Annotated in this window: 15 protein-coding genes; 2 read left to right on the top strand and 13 right to left on the bottom strand. The window is 69.0% G+C overall.

The features are described 5' to 3' along the window. Positions 1 to 138: 138 nt before the first annotated feature. Positions 139 to 720 (bottom strand): transposase, encoded by a 582-nt coding sequence (locus tag AB0C59_RS23820; protein ID WP_363007744.1) that lies wholly within the window; start codon positions 718 to 720, stop codon positions 139 to 141. 224 nt (positions 721 to 944) lie between these two features. Between AB0C59_RS23820 and AB0C59_RS23815 the strand changes: the two genes are divergently transcribed. Beyond that, positions 945 to 1,808 carry an SMP-30/gluconolactonase/LRE family protein gene (locus AB0C59_RS23815; RefSeq protein WP_363007842.1) on the top strand — a complete coding sequence of 288 codons (864 nt, stop codon included), beginning with the start codon at positions 945 to 947 and terminating at the stop codon, positions 1,806 to 1,808. A 24-nt stretch (positions 1,809 to 1,832) separates the two neighbouring features. Here AB0C59_RS23815 and AB0C59_RS23810 read toward each other — a convergent pair whose 3' ends face one another. The 3 genes from AB0C59_RS23810 to AB0C59_RS23800 all read right to left on the bottom strand — a co-directional run bounded on the left by AB0C59_RS23810 (position 1,833) and on the right by AB0C59_RS23800 (position 4,082). Beyond that, the gene (locus AB0C59_RS23810; protein ID WP_363007742.1) at positions 1,833 to 2,993 is read right to left on the bottom strand and encodes an MAB_1171c family putative transporter; all 1,161 of its coding nucleotides are present in this window, start codon (positions 2,991 to 2,993) and stop codon (positions 1,833 to 1,835) included. Beyond that, a complete protein-coding gene (locus AB0C59_RS23805) occupies positions 2,990 to 3,376 on the bottom strand; it encodes a toxin (protein WP_363007740.1) in 387 nt (128 codons plus the stop codon). Before AB0C59_RS23805 ends, AB0C59_RS23810 begins: the two co-directional genes overlap by 4 nt. Before the next feature lie 304 nt (positions 3,377 to 3,680). Further along, positions 3,681 to 4,082: an XRE family transcriptional regulator gene (locus tag AB0C59_RS23800; protein ID WP_363007738.1), complete on the bottom strand. Its 402-nt coding sequence runs from the start codon at positions 4,080 to 4,082 to the stop codon at positions 3,681 to 3,683. A 276-nt stretch (positions 4,083 to 4,358) separates the two neighbouring features. Here AB0C59_RS23800 and AB0C59_RS23795 point away from each other — a divergent pair, with 276 nt between their 5' ends. After that, complete coding sequence (locus tag AB0C59_RS23795) at positions 4,359 to 5,072, top strand: response regulator transcription factor (RefSeq protein ID WP_363007736.1); 714 nt, start codon at positions 4,359 to 4,361, stop codon at positions 5,070 to 5,072. Between the two features lie 18 nt (positions 5,073 to 5,090). On the opposite strand, the gene AB0C59_RS23790 is transcribed toward AB0C59_RS23795, so the two are convergent. The 9 genes from AB0C59_RS23790 to AB0C59_RS23750 all read right to left on the bottom strand — a co-directional run bounded on the left by AB0C59_RS23790 (position 5,091) and on the right by AB0C59_RS23750 (position 14,924). Beyond that, positions 5,091 to 5,975, bottom strand: coding sequence for an alpha/beta fold hydrolase (locus AB0C59_RS23790; RefSeq protein WP_363007734.1), 885 nt, complete (start codon positions 5,973 to 5,975; stop codon positions 5,091 to 5,093). Between the two features lie 17 nt (positions 5,976 to 5,992). After that, positions 5,993 to 6,736, bottom strand: a complete 744-nt coding sequence (locus AB0C59_RS23785) for a 4'-phosphopantetheinyl transferase superfamily protein (protein WP_363007732.1) — start codon at positions 6,734 to 6,736, stop codon at positions 5,993 to 5,995. Next, positions 6,727 to 7,716, bottom strand: coding sequence for a Gfo/Idh/MocA family oxidoreductase (locus AB0C59_RS23780; protein ID WP_363007730.1), 990 nt, complete (start codon positions 7,714 to 7,716; stop codon positions 6,727 to 6,729). Before AB0C59_RS23780 ends, AB0C59_RS23785 begins: the two co-directional genes overlap by 10 nt. Then, positions 7,683 to 9,092, bottom strand: coding sequence for an NDP-hexose 2,3-dehydratase family protein (locus AB0C59_RS23775; RefSeq protein ID WP_363007728.1), 1,410 nt, complete (start codon positions 9,090 to 9,092; stop codon positions 7,683 to 7,685). The genes AB0C59_RS23780 and AB0C59_RS23775 overlap by 34 nt, the downstream gene beginning before the upstream one ends. Continuing rightward, positions 9,092 to 10,423, bottom strand: coding sequence for a lipopolysaccharide biosynthesis protein RfbH (rfbH, locus tag AB0C59_RS23770; protein ID WP_363007726.1), 1,332 nt, complete (start codon positions 10,421 to 10,423; stop codon positions 9,092 to 9,094). The genes AB0C59_RS23775 and rfbH overlap by 1 nt, the downstream gene beginning before the upstream one ends. A 17-nt stretch (positions 10,424 to 10,440) precedes the next feature. Then, the gene (locus AB0C59_RS23765) at positions 10,441 to 11,424 is read right to left on the bottom strand and encodes an NAD(P)-dependent oxidoreductase (RefSeq protein ID WP_363007724.1); all 984 of its coding nucleotides are present in this window, start codon (positions 11,422 to 11,424) and stop codon (positions 10,441 to 10,443) included. Beyond that, on the bottom strand, positions 11,414 to 12,385 hold the full coding sequence (rfbB, locus tag AB0C59_RS23760) for a dTDP-glucose 4,6-dehydratase (RefSeq protein WP_363007722.1): 972 nt from the start codon (positions 12,383 to 12,385) through the stop codon (positions 11,414 to 11,416). The genes AB0C59_RS23765 and rfbB overlap by 11 nt, the downstream gene beginning before the upstream one ends. Further along, on the bottom strand, positions 12,382 to 13,446 hold the full coding sequence (locus tag AB0C59_RS23755; protein WP_363007720.1) for a glucose-1-phosphate thymidylyltransferase: 1,065 nt from the start codon (positions 13,444 to 13,446) through the stop codon (positions 12,382 to 12,384). The genes rfbB and AB0C59_RS23755 overlap by 4 nt, the downstream gene beginning before the upstream one ends. 83 nt (positions 13,447 to 13,529) lie before the next feature. Next, entirely contained in the window at positions 13,530 to 14,924 is a 1,395-nt protein-coding gene (locus AB0C59_RS23750) for an FAD-binding oxidoreductase (RefSeq protein WP_363007718.1), read from the bottom strand. Positions 14,925 to 14,958: the final 34 nt, after the last annotated feature.

Below are 14,958 nucleotides of genomic sequence, written 5' to 3'. Positions count from 1 at the left end.
AGGCTTCCGGTCCCGCAGAATCGCGTAGAGCACGTTGACTCGGTGGCGGGCCCGAGCGATCGGGGCTTGTTGAGGGCGCTTTCCTTCGGCTCGCTCGCGGTCGTAGGAGCCGCAGGAGACGGGCGCGCGCTGGATGGCTCAGAACGCCGACGGGTTGAAGACATCGCGCAGTTCGCGGTCTGCGCCTTTGGCCCGGCGCGAGCATCGGGCGTCGACCAGCTGCCCGATCTCGGCTTCCAGGTCGGCCAGCAGGTCGTGCAGCCGGTTGGTATGCGCGGTGATCTCCTCGACCAGCGCGACGCGGTGGTCGACCAGGAGGCGCGACGGCGCATCGTCCTCGCGGGAGAGCGGGACCGGCCACACGTCCGCGCCGCACACGACCTGTTCGGTGATGACACGGGCGTCCCGGGCATCGAACTTGTTCCCTCTTCCCCGGGTGCGGTGGCGGGCGCGGTTCTCCGTCAGGCCGGACATGTGAACGCAGCACAGGCCTCGGCTCAACGGCATGGCTGTGAGCATGTCAGCGATGCCGCCCATGACGTCCAGGCCAACAATGACGTCGCCGTATCGGTCGGGGACGACGAGCAGCTCATCAGCCGCGGCGTCCATGGAGGCGGGATCGTTATCTACCCGGTGGCCCAGGGTAGGCTGTCCACGGTCATTCAGAACGGCCATCCAGGGGAAGTCCTTGGCGATGTCGAATCCGGCGGAAGTGGGCATGAGGTTCCCCCCTGTGTGCGGACCTCGGTGCTGCTGCTTTCGCCTGTCGTCGCCCTACACAGCGATGGTCAGCAGAGCCCGATCAGCAGTTCGGAAGAAGTGGCGAAGCAGGGGGATCAGCCACCTGAGCCATTGAGGGCAGCCATGATGCAAGCCACCCCTGCCCCACCCGCACTGTCCCGGAGTCGCGAACTCGCGGGACGCACTCAAGAAGGTAGGGCGTGATGCGGCGGACCCGAACTGTCGAGGTGGCCCACGGCGCGGCAGCGCGCTTCGGTGAGGGACCGACCTGGGACGAAGCGAACAACAGCCTGCTGTGGGTGGACATCAACCGTCAGCAGGTGCACCGCTTCCGCCCGGACGAAGGGCACGACGAGGTGGTCCTGCGCCTGCCGGAGCCGGTTGCCGTGGCCAAGCCCCGTGCACGGGGTGGACTGGTGCTCAGCCTGCGGGACGGAGTGGCCGTTTCCGGGCGCGAGCGGCCAGACGAGCTGCGGTGGCTGACCCGTTGGGCGGAGCAAGGGGTGCGGGGCAACGACGCGGGTGTCGACCCGGCGGGCCAACTGTGGGTGGGAACCATCGCCGGCGAATCGCACCCGGGGTGGCTGGCGCGCATCACCCCCGAGGGGCAGCGGTATCCGGCGGCGAGCGATCTGCGGCTGAGCAACGGAATCGCCTGGGCACCGGACGGTCGCACGATGTATCACGTCGACACCCGCACCAAGCGCATCGATGTCTTCGACTACGACGTGGCGGCTGGGCACGCTCACTCGCGCAGGACCCTGGCGCCTGTCACGGACACCGATGGCGTCCCCGACGGGCTGTGTACCGATGCTGACGGCGGAATTTGGGTGGCCCTCTTCCGCGGTGGCGCCGTGCGGCGCTATACGCCTAGCGGCCGGCTGGACCGGGAGATCGCCCTGCCGACGCCCCTGACGACCGCGTGTGCGTTCGGCGGCTCCGGCCTGACCGATCTGTACGTCACCAGCGCGAGCGGCACGGACGACGCCACCGAACCGCAGGGCGGCCACTTGTTCGTGATCCACGGCGTGGCACAAGGCGTGCCGCCCGTCCCGTTCGTTGGTTGAGCAGTCGTACTTCTTCTGCGAGGGCTATTCGCGGATGCCCATCGTCGCAGGGTCGTCCTGAAGGCGGGTGAAGGCCTGGGAGACCTCGACGAGCCATTCGATCTCGTCGGTGTCCCCCGGGCCGTTCAGTATCAGTCCCGGCAGCGGCGGCCTGGTCGGGCAGATCTCTTGGCAGGGTCCGGCTTCTAGCGCCGTGTAGATCAGGGCAGCAGCGTCCTGTGCGGATACACCCGTGTCCCGGGGCTCTTGCTGTGCCTTCTGGTCGGCGCGGGTGAGGGCCAGGCAGCCATCCCGGATCTCGACCACGCGGCGATGCAGGTGGAAGCGGAGATTGCCGAGGACGGCCGGTGCGTAGCGGGGCGGCGGGACGAGCACGACCTCCGGCCGGGCCGCCGTCAGCGTGCGCCACAGTGGACGGAGTTGGCGGTATCGCCGGTAGTCACGCGCCTTGGCCACCAGGGAGGACAGCCATGATCCCCAGACCGGAGCGGTCCACCCGATGACGTTGAGGGCGATCCCCACGGTCAGACTCGTGCGGGAGATGTACGACCAGCGCGCCGCGGCCCAGCCGTATTGCGTGAGGAATACGTCAGCGATTCTTCCTGCAGCGTAGATCAGGTCGACAAGGGCGCCGATGGTCGCCAGTTGGAGACCGCGTTGGACCCACGGATCGCTGGCCCGTGAGTGAAACCGCCAGGAGGTTTGCGCAATGGCGATCTTGCCGAGACTGTAAGTTGTCAGATACACCGCTTGATACGCGACGAAGAGCTGCTGCTCAGCCGGCTCGGCGAACGTGTTACGCGGCTGTCCGTTCCGTGACGCAAGGGCAAAAAGCACGGCCATGGCGACGATCGCCCCGCACAGTGGAAGCAGCCGCCACCAAATTCGGTAGCGTGCCTTACGCCCTTGCAACCAGTACGCGAGCAGCACCTGCTGGCAGCCGATCGTGGCGATCATCCACATTTGAACCGAAACGTTGTACCAGGTCACTTCCCCGAAGAGGGATCCGGCCCACGCTCTCGGAGTGGAGAGCAGGAGGTAGACCCCCTGGCAGCCGAACGAGGCGGTCAGAGCGATCGATGCGGGGTCGTATCGCGGGGGTTTCCCCCGAAGCATCGACTTCAGGGTGATCGCGAAAGCGAGCCAGCAAATAGCGGCAGCGATCGGGTAGCGAATATTAGTCATGAAAGGCCGTCCGTCCTGGCCAGGGACTGCTGAATCCTACGGACCACCGGATCCAGCGACGAAGGGGCAGGCAGCGACGTATCGTCGTGGATTCCCATGCTCTCCTCGAGGAGAAAGGCCATAATTTCCGCATCTCGTTCCTGCGCGTCGCTGTAGTCCTGGCGAAGTAGCAGATCCTTCACGAGGGCGGGATCCAGATCCGGGAAAAGGATGGGGAGATGCCCTTCCTGAGGCGCGCTGCGATGACCACAGATCATGTGGCCGAGCTCATGAGCGATGATGTGCTCTTGATGGCGCTGACTCGTCCACTCCTCATGAACTATGTAGTCAGCGTCACCAAGCCCAAGCCACAGACCGCTGGGATCGGATGCGTCCAGGGCCATCGGAATGACATGCACCTCCCTGCCTCGATGTGCCGCCACATGGCGACACAACTCGTGGATATCGCAGTGGCGAGGAGGGTTCAGGTCGGCGAGGATTTTTCGGCATGAGCGTATAGCCCGCGAGAGGTCACTTACAGGTCGTCTGATTCGCATATTCCTTGCGCTTCATACGGGTGCACTGCCGGGGTACTCTGTGACGCGGTTAACAGCGCAGGAAGCAGTCGTGTATTCAAAGTAAGCAAATGGGCGGATCTCATTTCGCACCCTGTCCGGGACTACTTCGTCTGGGCGGGTTCGCCCACTTTCATCTGGACAGATTCGCACCCTGCAGCCGTCCGACCTCTTCGATGATGCGCACCACCGAGCGCCGCCCTTCCCCGTCCAGCGCATTGGCGCGCAACGCGATATCACGCACGTCGGCATTCCGCATGGCGGCCACGAGCGCCAACTGCGAGTCAATGCGGTCGGCCGTCGCGTCGTCGAAGAAGTAGCCCACCGACACACGGAAGAACGCCGCCAGGGCTTCCAGGTGCCGCTTGGTGGGGTTGTCGCGCTGCCCGGTCCGCAGCTGCCACACGTACGTCTTGGAAAAAGTCTTCTCCGTGAGTTCGCTACACCCCCGAGCCACTTCCTCGTAGGTGTACTCCCGGCCGTGTGGTTGGACGGTCTTGAACAGCTTGTCGATCTTCTCGGCTAGAGATGCCACTACGCACCACCTTCTCATTCGCGATCCACGCGCCCTCGTGCGCCGACGTGGCCCATAAGCCAGTCAGCGTCCATCATAGTTGACGACTCCCGGAGGCGATGCTAGCTTCCTGGTCGTTCGCTGTCGAGGAAATCGATCAGCATTCTGTTCGCTACGGTGGACTCGAGGTCGGGCGAGTTTGCGGGCACGTCGCACTCATGGATCACAGGGGGCAGTTCCGACATGAACCACCAGCTGGCGAAACCCGTTCCGGACCGCGCTGCACACCGATCCGCCATGCGGCCGGGCACCTGCGACCGGGCACAGGAGCGGACTGGCACCAGGCCAGTGCGCGTCCTGGCCGTGGGGGACAGGTCCCAGATGTCCGGCGGACTCATCCCGGGACTGCGCCGGCACGGGTACGTGACGGACCAGGTCCGCACCGGCGCCCAGGCGCTCAAGGAGCACTACGCGGCCGACCTGCTGCTCGTCGACCTCGATCTGCCGGACCTGGACGGCGTGGAGCTCTGCCGCAGCATTCGGGCGGGCTCCGATGTCGCCCTCATCGTGGTCACCGACCGCGACACGGAACTCGACCGGGTACTCACCCTGCGCGCCGGAGCTGACGATTACGTCGTCAAGCCATGCAGTCTGACCGAGTTGACCGCCCGGATCGACGCCGTGATGCGCCGGGTGCGGCTGCAGCCGCCGACGCCCGAGGGCATCGTGGCGGCCGGTTCCCTGCGTATCGATCACCATGCCCGGGAAATCCTCATCGACGGCTGTCCGGTGGACGTCACCCGGAAGGAATTCGACCTGCTCTCGCTTCTCGCCTCACGGCCGGGCATGGTGTTCTCACGCCGGCAGATCATGACGCAGGTGTGGCGCGAGCCCCGAGCGAAGCCCGGCCGCACCATAGACACCCACATCAGCAGCCTGCGCAGCAAACTCGGCGCTCATGGATGGATCACGACCGTACGCGGGGTCGGATTCCGTCTCGGCCCTTCCTGAGTCCTCGGGAACCGTGCGTCAGGCCGCCGTCCCGCCGCTAAGCGACGCCAGACGGCACTCCTCGGCGAACGCGAGTACCTGGAAATGGTGATGGTGCGCGGCTCCGGAGAGGCTGATGTTGTGGCCGGCCGCCCGCTGCCGAGCGACGCAGACCACGGGCGCCGCGACCAGCTGACCGGCGAAGGCCTCGACGGCGTCCGCGTCGCAGACCCACCATCGCTCGTACTCGGCCAGCGTCAGCCGCACCGGTGTCCGCACCCGCGGCGCGAGCGCCCGGTACGCGTCCGGCCAGCCCGCCGCCTCCGCCACCTCCCGCGCGGGGGGTGGCCCTGCGAGCGCCTGCGCGGCACGGAAACTCCCTGGCGGATAGAGCCCTCGTGGCCCCCAGTTGCGCAACAGCGACCTGCGGCACTGGGAAAGGTTCGCGGCACTCGGCGCGACGGCCAAGCGGTGGGTGATGCCGTTGATGTCCATGCCGAGGACCGGCACGGACCCCGCCCCCTCCTCCCCGGCGTGCCGTGCGGCACAGGCCAGCGCCACCTTGGCGCCCAGGGAGTGGCCGACCAGGAAGAAGCCCTGCCCGACCGGGTACTCGGCGGCATAGCCGCGCAGCGCGGCCAGGATGAGCCGGGCCTGTTCCCCGAGGGTGGCTCCGTCCGGCAGAGCGGCCGCGGAGGCGCCGTACCCGGGCCGGTCCAGGGCCAGGGCCGCCCAGCCGCCCTGCGCCGCCAGCGAGAGCAGCGACCCGGACGGCGTGGCTCCTCCGTCGAAATACCCCGCCCGCATACCTCCGCCGTGCAGGGCGACGAGCACGCCGCGTGGCTCACCCGCAGCCGGCCCGGCACGCAGCGCTGACAGCGTCACATCCGCCGTCTGGAGGTGAAACGTCGTGGACTGGGTCATCGCAGCTCTCCCGTTCGTCATGCCTGGTCCGGTGCCTCCCCAACTCCTCCGCCGACGAGCACCGCCCCACCGGGCAGCCGGCGCAGGACCGGCCGCCCGGAATGGCTCCGGATCGCGGCCGCGGCGGCACGGCCGCCGCCGAGCGGCACGTCCACGACGGTCCAGCCCGCGGGGCGAGCCGGAGCATGCGGCCCCGCGTCGCCGAGGTACACCTCCGAGGTCCAGCCGCCGACCCCGACGCCGGTCCCTTTCAGATAGGCCTCCTTACGAGCCCAGAGCCGGGCGAACACGGCCGGGCGTTGCTCAGGCGGATGTCCCTGGAGCTCGCGCCGTTCACGCGGGTGCAGCGCCGCCGCGCACACGTCGACCCGCTCGGACCGGGGAAGCGGCTCCACGTCGACGCCGACCGGTGCCGCGGCCACACCGATCAGGACGGCGCCGCGGCAGTGCGACAGCGAGAAATGCGGCCCTCGCCCGGCCAGCACCGGCCTCCCGTGTGCGGCCCCGCAGCGGGGGCAGTCCGCCCGCGCGAAGCGGAGATCCCGCGGTGCGTCTCCCGAGTACGCCGCGAGCAGCCGCCGCAGCGCGATGTGGGCCGCCACATACCGGTCCCGGTCAGCGGGCCTGCGGAAGGCGTCCGCCCTCTCGCGCTCGGCCTCATCCAGCTCGTGCAGGGCGAGTTGGCCGTGTCGGCCCGCCGTCTCGGGCGCGTCAAGCAGCCAGAGTGCCGACCGCTGCGGCCGGGCGGTGGTCACGCGCATCGCTCACGCACCTCGTCCAGCAGACCTGCCTGACGGACAACCGCATTCCTTGGGGAGGCGCCGGCCCGTACCGAGGCGACGAACGCCTTGATGGTGGCGGCCACTTGGTCGTGCGGGTCCTGCCTGATCTCCTCCCGGCAGCCGTTCCGGTGGAGTTCGAGCACCGGCACGAAATCGGCAGGCGCGGTGAACGCGCGGTCCACCGTGATGCGGCCCGCGCTGCCCCACAGCTCGTACCGGGAGACGTAGGCGTTGTCCATGCCGAAGGTGAGGTGTGCCGTGAGCCGCTCGCGGGTGCGCAGCAAGGCGGCGCCCGCGGTCTCCACCGCACGGCCGGGGCCGCGCACAAGATGGGCGCCGACGACCTCGAGCCCCGGGCCGAGGAAGTGCAGCGCCGCGCGCAGCGGATAGATGCCGACGTCAGCCAGCGCCCCGCCACCCAGTTCGGGCCGGTAGCGAATGTCCGTGTCCGGCAGGGCCGGGACCGTGAAGGCCGCGTGGAAGGACCTCAGTTCGCCGATGGCACCGTCCGCCACCAAGCCCCGCACCGCCTCGTGCCGCGGATGGTGGACGAACATCACGTTCTCCATCAGCGCCAGCCCGCGGTCCCGGGCGAGGGCGAAGAGGTACTCGGCCCGCTTCGCGCTCTCCGCCAGCGGCTTCTCCGCGAGCACGTGCTTGCCTGCTGCGAGAGCGGCCTCGGCCCAGCGGTCGTGCAGCGCGGCGGGCAGGGGCACATAGACGGCGTCCACGTCCCCCATGCCCAGCAGTTCGGCGTAGCCGTGGACCGCGCGGGCCCGGAAGGACTGTGCGACGCTCTGTGCCTTCTGCCGGGAGCGGCTGGCGACGGCCACGACCTCGGTGTCCGCTGCGGCCGCGAAGCCGGGAAGCATCCGGCGCACCGCGATGTCCGCGCAGCCCAGCACCCCGATGCGTACCGGCTCGTTCATCGGGCGGTCACCGTCATCGCGTTCAGGCACGCCAGCAGGGTGCGCCCCTGAACGTTGACGTAATGACCGTGGCGGACCAGAGAGGTGAGCTGCGCCGGAGTCACCCAGGCGTAGCCGGGCGGTGGTACCTGGGGTGCCTGCGCCTCGTCCGCCGCCACGATCAGGCAGCGGCTCTCGGCGTTGTGGAAGCGCCCGCCCTCTTCCGAGTGGACGGCCTCGTAGCGGATGCGGTCGCCGCGCGCACCCAGCACCGTGTCCAGGAAGAGTGGCCGGTCGCGGGGCGCGCGATGGGCGTAGTTGGCCGGGGTGTACTGCACGGTGGGACCCAGCTCGACGGTGTCGAGGAAGCCGCCCTCGACCCGGGCATGGACCAACACGTGGGTTACGCCGCCGAACTCGCGGGTGAGGAATGCGGTGACACCTCCGCTGACCGGCTCGAAGAGCGGCTGAGTCCACCCGGAGACCTCGCGGTTGCCCGCGCGTACGGACACCGCGATCACCCTGAAGTAGCGGCCGTCCGGGCGCTCGATGGCGTCCTTGCCGCGCTCCCACAGGGGCACGCCGGCGAGCGGAACGGTGACGGCCCGCACATCGTGCCGGGCACGCTCCCCAGTGAACCAGGACAGCAACTCGATGTCGCTGAGCAGCGCGCCCGCCCCGGTGTCCGGGTACGGAAGACAGGACAGCACGGTGCGTGCGTCCATGTTGACGAGGTTGTCCCGGTGCAGCAATTCATTGATCTGCCCGAGGGTGAGCCAGCAGAACTCGTCGAGGAGCGGCACGTCGCCAGTCGCTTCCACGATCATGTTGCGGTTGGACTTGCGGTAGAACCACGAGCCGTGTTCCGACTGCAGCACATCGGCGACGACCCGGCCGCGACGCGGGTCGGTGAAGTACTCGATGTACTTCACGTCCGCTCCGCGGTGGGCCTTCGTGTAGTTGCTGCGGGTGGCCTGGACCGTGGGCGAGAGCTGCAGCAGGTTCGGGTTCCCCGGCTCCATCTTCGCCTGCATCAGGAAGTGCGGGATCCCGTCGAACTCCTTGACCAGGATGCCCAGGATGCCCACTTCGGGCTGTTTGATGATCGGCTGCTGCCAGTCCGCGTAGGGGCTGTCTCCGTACGGGTCGTCCTCCTCCGTCACATGCAGGCCCTCCACGGTGAAGAAGCGGCCGCTGCGATGACCGAGATTGCCGGTGCGCTCGTCGAACGACCAGCCGTCGAGCTGGTCGAACGGTATGCGCTCTACGCGGAAGTCCGAAGCCCGGCCGCGCTCGGCCAGCCAGCCAGCGAATTCGTCGGTGCGCAGCTGGACACCCTGCCCGGCGGCCGCGGACCGCGCGAGACGGGACGGCTGCCGTGCGTCGGTACGCTCGCGGAGCAGGGGGGCCGGGGTCACGAGGGCCATCAGCGGACCGCCCCGTTGAGGTGTGCCGCTCCGCTGGCGGCCACGAACTCCTTGATCGAGGAGATGACGTAGTCGAGCATCTCGTCGGTGAGCCCCGGATAGACCCCGGTCCAGAAGGTGTGCTCGGTGATGATGTCGCTGTTCGTCAGCTCGCCCACCACGCGGTGCGGCTGGCCGAGGTAGGCCGGGTGCCGCGTCAGGTTGCCGGCGAAAAGGCGGCGGGTGCCGATCTTCCGGTCTTCCAGGAAGGCCACGAGGTCGGCGCGGGTGAACGGCGCCCGCGGGTCCACCGTGAGCACGAATCCGAACCAGCTCGGTTCGGAGCGGGGGGTGGCTTCGGGTAGCAGCAGGCCCGGCACGCCGTCCAGGCCCTCGCGCAGCCGTCGCCAGTTGCGCTTCCTGGCGTCGATGAAGTTGTCGAGCCTGGCTAGCTGGGTCAGCCCGAGAGCGGCCTGGATGTCGGTCGCCTTCAGGTTGTAACCGACGTGCGAGAAAATGTACTTGTGGTCATACCCGGTCGGCAGGGTGCCCATCTGGTACGTGAAGCGCTTGAGGCACTTGTCGTTCTCGCCCGGCTCGCACCAGCAGTCCCGGCCCCAGTCCCGCAGTGACTCCACGATCCGGGCTAGGGCGAGGTTCGAGGTGAGCACGCAACCGCCCTCCCCCATGGTGAGGTGGTGCGCCGGATAGAAACTGACGGTGCTGAGATCGCCGAAGGAGCCGGTGAGCTTCCCGTCGTACAGCGAGCCCACCGCGTCGCAGTTGTCCTCGATCAGGAACAGGTCGTGTTCCTCGGCGAGCTGGGAGATCTCGGTGACGGGGAATGGATTGCCCAGCGCGTGTGCGATGACGATGGCCCGCGTACGCGGACCGATCGCGGCTGCAACCCGGTCGGCCGTCGCGTTGCAGGTGGTGAGGTCCACGTCCACGAAGACCGGGACGAGACCGTTCTGCAGGATGGGATTGACGGTGGTGGGAAAACCCGCGGCCACGGTGATCACCTCGTCGCCCGGCCGTAGCCGCTGGTCCTGCAGCAGATGTGAGGTCAGGGCCGATACGGCCAGCAGGTTCGCCGAGGAACCCGAGTTCGTCAGGTGGGCCTTGCGGCGCCCCAGGCGCCGGGCGAAGGCCGACTCGAACTGGCGGCAGCTGCGCCCAGCGGCGATGCGCATCTCCAGCGCGGCCTCAACCAGGGCGGTCCTGTCGGTCTCGTCAAGGACCGCGCCCGACGGCCAAATTTCGGTCGTACCGGGTATGAATTCCCGCTCCGGGGAATCCTCCTGATGGTACTTGCGGACTTCTTCGAGAACCAGTTCCTTGCGGTTGCTCACGGGCTTCCTCTTCCGTGTCAAAGTGCGTCGGTCGAGCCGCCGGGTGGCGGGTGCGCCGGAGGCAGTACAGGTGCGAGCAGGTCGCGCAGGGAGTCGTCGAGGGACCGCCGTGGCCGCCAGCCGAGCAGCCGTTCGGCGCGCGCGATGTCCAGCAGCTGCCACGTCACATCGACCCGGCCCACGGGGCCGCCGGGGTCTTCGGTGACCTGGACCGCCACGTCGCTGAGCTCGACCATCCGATGGATCAGCCCCCGCATCAGGACCGGCTCGCCTCGGCCCACATTGATCACCTGGCCGCTGACCGCCGCCGCCGGTGCCGTGGCCGCGGCCAGGACGGCGGCCACGGCGTCCCGTACGTCCACCACGTCCCGCACGGCCTGCAGTGGCGGTGTGCGCAGCGCGGCCGGTGGCCGGCCACCCTCGCGGGCCCGGACGGCCGCGCCCAACTGGGCCGCCATGCGGCCGAAGAGGCTGTGGTCCGGCGTTCCGGCGCCCAGCACGTTGGCGAGTCGGAGCACCACGCCGTCGATGCCTTGCCCGGACGCGGCGCGCAGGACGGCCTGGGTGCCGGCCAGCTTGGTGCGCCCGTACGCGCCGACGGGGGCCGGCACGTGGTCCTCGGTGGTGCTGGCGTTCGGTGTGCCTGCCCCGTACTCGTGGACGCTGCCCAGCTGGACCAGCCGGACCGCCGTCCCGGGCAGCATGGCGAGCGCCCTGGTGAGGCGCTCGACCAAGTCGGCGTTGCCCGCCGCCATCTCCGCCTCGTCCGACCGCCAGGCCCGGCCTGCCGCGTTGACCACCACTTCGGCGCCAACCGCGCCGAGGAACGCGGCGAACTCCTCCGGTGGAGTCGTGACCAGGTCCATCCCTCCGGTACGTGACACGGGGTGAACTCGAGCGCCGAGCTCGGTCAGGGCCGTGCCGATGTGTCCGCCCAGAAAACCCGTGCCGCCCAGGACGACCGCCACAAGCCCGGCCACCGGGCGGGCGTCAGGCCGCATCGCTCACCGCCTTCCACCAGCCGGGGTTGTCCCGGTACCAGGCGACCGTCTCCGCCAGGCCCTCCTCGAAGCCGATCTGCGGCGCGTACCCGAGCTGGTCGCGGATCTTGGACTCGTCGATCGAGTAGCGCACGTCGTGGGCCTTGCGGTCCGGGACCCGGCAGATCATCTCCGGTCCGTTGCCGGTCAGTTCGAGCAACTTGCCGACCAGGGCCAGGTTCGGGTACTCGTTGCCGCCGCCAATGTTGTAGATCTCGCCAGCCCGGCCGTGGGCGAGCACCAGCTCGATGCCGCGGCAGTGGTCGTCCACGTGCAGCCACTCGCGGACGTGGTGCCCGTCGCCGTACAACGGGACCTGGCGCCCCTGCAGCAGGTTCGTGACGAACCGCGGTATGGCCTTCTCCGGGTGCTGATAAGGCCCGTAGTTGTTGGAGCACCGCGTGATGGACACGTCGATGCCGTGAGTGCGCCAGTACGTTCGGGCGACCAGATCGGAGCCAGCCTTCGACGCGGCGTAGGGGGTGTTGGGGGCCAGCGGCCAGTCCTCTGTCCAGGACCCTTCCTCGATGGAGCCGTACACCTCGTCTGTGGAGACGTGGACGACTCGTGCGACGCCGCTGTCCAGCACCACGTCCAGCAGGGTCTGGGTGCCCAGGACGTTCGTGCGGAAGAACTCGCCGGCGCCCTGGAGTGACCGGTCGACGTGGGACTCCGCCGCGAAGTGGACCACGGCGTCGTGACCCGGGAGGATCTCGCGCAGCAACGCGCGGTCGCAGACGTCTCCATGGACGAACGTGAGCTGTTCGTGCGCGGCAGGCAGGTTGTCGCGGTTGCCCGCGTAGGTCAGCTTGTCCAGAGCGGTGACCCGGGCACCGGCCCAGCGAGGATAGGCGCCGGACAGCAGGCTGCGGACGAAGTTGGAGCCGATGAATCCGGCGGCCCCGGTGACCAGGATGTTCATGCCGCAACCTCCACTCGGGTGTGGTCTCCTACGACAAGGCAGTGGCCGGCCCCGCTGCCGGTGGTGCCGACGGAGGCGCCACGCCCGATCAGCGAGTCGCGCAGGCTGTGCACGCCGGTGACTGTGGCCTGGTTCAGGACGATGGAGCGCTCAAGTCGGCTGCCCGACACCAGGCAGTCCCGCCCTATCGACGTGTACGGGCCCACCTGGCTGTCCTCCACGACGGTGCCGGCTCCGATGATCGTCGGGCCCTCGATCCGGGACCGCAGGACGCGCGCGCCAGCCTCGACGACGACCTGGCCGAGCAGGATGCTGCCGGGGTCGACATCGCCGTCGACCCGCCCGCGCAGGCCGCCGAGGAAATGGCTGTTGCACTCCAGGACGTCCTCGGCTCGTCCGGTGTCCTTCCAGTAGCCGTCGTAGCGGCTGGCCCGTACGTCCGCGCCCGAGGTGAGCAGCCACTGGACGGCGTCGGTGATCTCGAGCTCGCCGCGGGCGCTGGGCTTGATGGCTGCCACCGCCCGGTGAATGGCGGGCGTGAAGAAGTACACGCCGAGCAGCGCCAAGTCGCTGCGCGGCTCCGCGGGCTTTTCGACCAGGCGCAGCACCTCGCCGTCGGGCCCAAGTTCGGCGACACCGAAGGAGCGTGGGTCGGCCACCTGGTGCACGACGACCTGGGCGTCCGGGCGGTGCATGGTGAACTCACCGGCGATGTCCGCGACGCCGTCGGGCAGCATGTTGTCGCCCAGGTACATCACGAAGTCGTCGTCGCCGAGGAAGTCGCGGGCGATGGACACGGTGTGGGCCAGCCCAAGGGGCGCGTCCTGCGGGATGTAGGTGATCCGTAGGTCGAAGCGGGAGCCGTCGCCGAGCACGGCTTCGATCTCAGGTCCGCGGTTGCCGACGACGACGCCGGCCTCGCTCACCCCCAGCTCCCTGATGCTCCGCAGCACATGCACGAGCACCGGCGTGTTGGCGATGGGGATGAGCTGCTTGGGCATCGAGTAGCTGAACGGTCGCAGGCGGGTCCCGGATCCGCCTGCGAGCACCAGAGCCCTCATCGGAAAGTCCTTTCGGTACATGACGAAACCCCCGCCCGTCGCGGGCGGGGGTCAGCTCGGACGTCACCGGCGACGGTGGGATCTCACGCCGTGGCGGGAAGGATGTTGTGATTTGACCGGAATATGTTCTCCGGGTCGTACTTCGCCTTGACCCGGGCGAGCCGCTCCCCCGTCGCCCCCGGGTACACCGCGTTCCTCAGCCGGCCCTGCCCCGCCTCCGCGTCCATGATGAAGTTCGCGTAGGCGCCCGGGTCCGACTGCCGGACGGCGGCCGCGAACGCGTCGGCCCAGCATTCGTGCACCTCCGCCTCGGCCGGGTCGGCGTAGATGGCGGACAACAGCACCATGATCCGGCTCTGCCGGTGGGCGAAGGCCGTGGCGTCGGACGGGACTCGCGCCAGCGCCCCGCCGAGCACCCGCAACTGCGCCCCGGCGACCATGGCGCCCGAGGCAGAGACGTGCTCCAGCACCGTCTCGGCGGTCGCCCGGTCGACCCGGTCGATGAACATGTTGCGGGACACGGAGATGGGGTGTTCCAGGGGGTCCGCCGGCGGGAACATCCCGGGGTACGGCATGGCTTGCACCATGTCGGCCAGCGGCGGCGCGATGGCCCGGAACCGGTCGACGACCTCCTGCCCCTTGTCGGCGTCGCCGGCGTAGCACAGCATCGCCAGGATGATCGGCTTGCCGTGGTACTCCTCGGGCACGAACGGGAAGGGCGGCGCCGTCCACACGTTCACGATCGTGGACAGTTCCTCGGGAGCGGCCTCGGCCTCCGCGATGAAGGACTCCAGGATCTCCGGGGTCACCGGGAGCACCAGCATCCCGCCGTACACGGCGTCGAGTTCGTGCAGCCGGAACTTGAAGCGGGTCGCCACCCCGAAGTTGCCGCCGCCGCCGCGGATGGCCCAGAACAGGTCGGGGTGCTGGTGCTCGTCCACCAGCAGCAGTTCGCCGTCGGCCGTGACGATCTCCGCGGCGAGGAGGTCGTCGATGGTCATTCCGTGCTTGCGGCACAGATAGCCGATGCCGCCGCCCAGTGTGATGCCTCCGATGCCGACCTGGGTGCCGTCGCCGAAGCCGGTCGCGAGGCCGTGCTCCGCGGCGGCGGTCGCGTACTCGCCCGCGGTGAGACCGGTCTCAGCCCAGGCCGTGCGCGCCTCGGCGTCGATCTCCAGGGCGCGCAGGTGCGCCAGGTCCAGGACGATGCCGCCCTCACAGACGCCGTGTCCCGCCGGGCTGTGCCCACCGCTGCGGACGGCGAGCTGGACACCGGTCCGCCGCGCCAGCGTCACCACTCGCGCCACCTGCCGGGCATCCCGGGGACGCAGTATGACGGCGGGCTTACGGTCGACGTCGCCCGCGTACACCTTGCGTGCCGTCTCGTACTCGCCGTCGCCCGGCTTGATGACCTGCCCGTACTCCTCGTCTGTCAGCTCCCGGATCGACAGGGAATCGGGGCGGAACCGTGCTGTCACAGAGTGACTCCTTACTATGTCGGTACGTCGATCA

This window comes from Streptomyces sp. NPDC048664 (genome assembly GCF_040650555.1).
In the GTDB taxonomy this organism is placed as follows: domain Bacteria; phylum Actinomycetota; class Actinomycetes; order Streptomycetales; family Streptomycetaceae; genus Streptomyces.
This window is presented reverse-complemented; position numbering and strand designations above follow the sequence as displayed.

Bases quoted from the DNA above. Each gene is read 5' to 3' on its own strand.
- AB0C59_RS23820 (WP_363007744.1), bottom strand. From the start codon at position 720: ATGCCCACTTCCGCCGGATTCGACATCGCCAAGGACTTCCCCTGGATG.
- AB0C59_RS23815 (WP_363007842.1), top strand. From the start codon at position 945: ATGCGGCGGACCCGAACTGTCGAGGTGGCCCACGGCGCGGCAGCGCGC.
- AB0C59_RS23810 (WP_363007742.1), bottom strand. From the start codon at position 2,993: ATGACTAATATTCGCTACCCGATCGCTGCCGCTATTTGCTGGCTCGCT.
- AB0C59_RS23805 (WP_363007740.1), bottom strand. From the start codon at position 3,376: ATGGCCCTGGACGCATCCGATCCCAGCGGTCTGTGGCTTGGGCTTGGT.
- AB0C59_RS23795 (WP_363007736.1), top strand. From the start codon at position 4,359: ATGCGGCCGGGCACCTGCGACCGGGCACAGGAGCGGACTGGCACCAGG.
- AB0C59_RS23790 (WP_363007734.1), bottom strand. From the start codon at position 5,975: ATGACCCAGTCCACGACGTTTCACCTCCAGACGGCGGATGTGACGCTG.
- AB0C59_RS23785 (WP_363007732.1), bottom strand. From the start codon at position 6,736: ATGCGCGTGACCACCGCCCGGCCGCAGCGGTCGGCACTCTGGCTGCTT.
- AB0C59_RS23775 (WP_363007728.1), bottom strand. From the start codon at position 9,092: ATGGCCCTCGTGACCCCGGCCCCCCTGCTCCGCGAGCGTACCGACGCA.
- AB0C59_RS23765 (WP_363007724.1), bottom strand. From the start codon at position 11,424: ATGCGGCCTGACGCCCGCCCGGTGGCCGGGCTTGTGGCGGTCGTCCTG.
- rfbB (WP_363007722.1), bottom strand. From the start codon at position 12,385: ATGAACATCCTGGTCACCGGGGCCGCCGGATTCATCGGCTCCAACTTC.
- AB0C59_RS23755 (WP_363007720.1), bottom strand. From the start codon at position 13,446: ATGAGGGCTCTGGTGCTCGCAGGCGGATCCGGGACCCGCCTGCGACCG.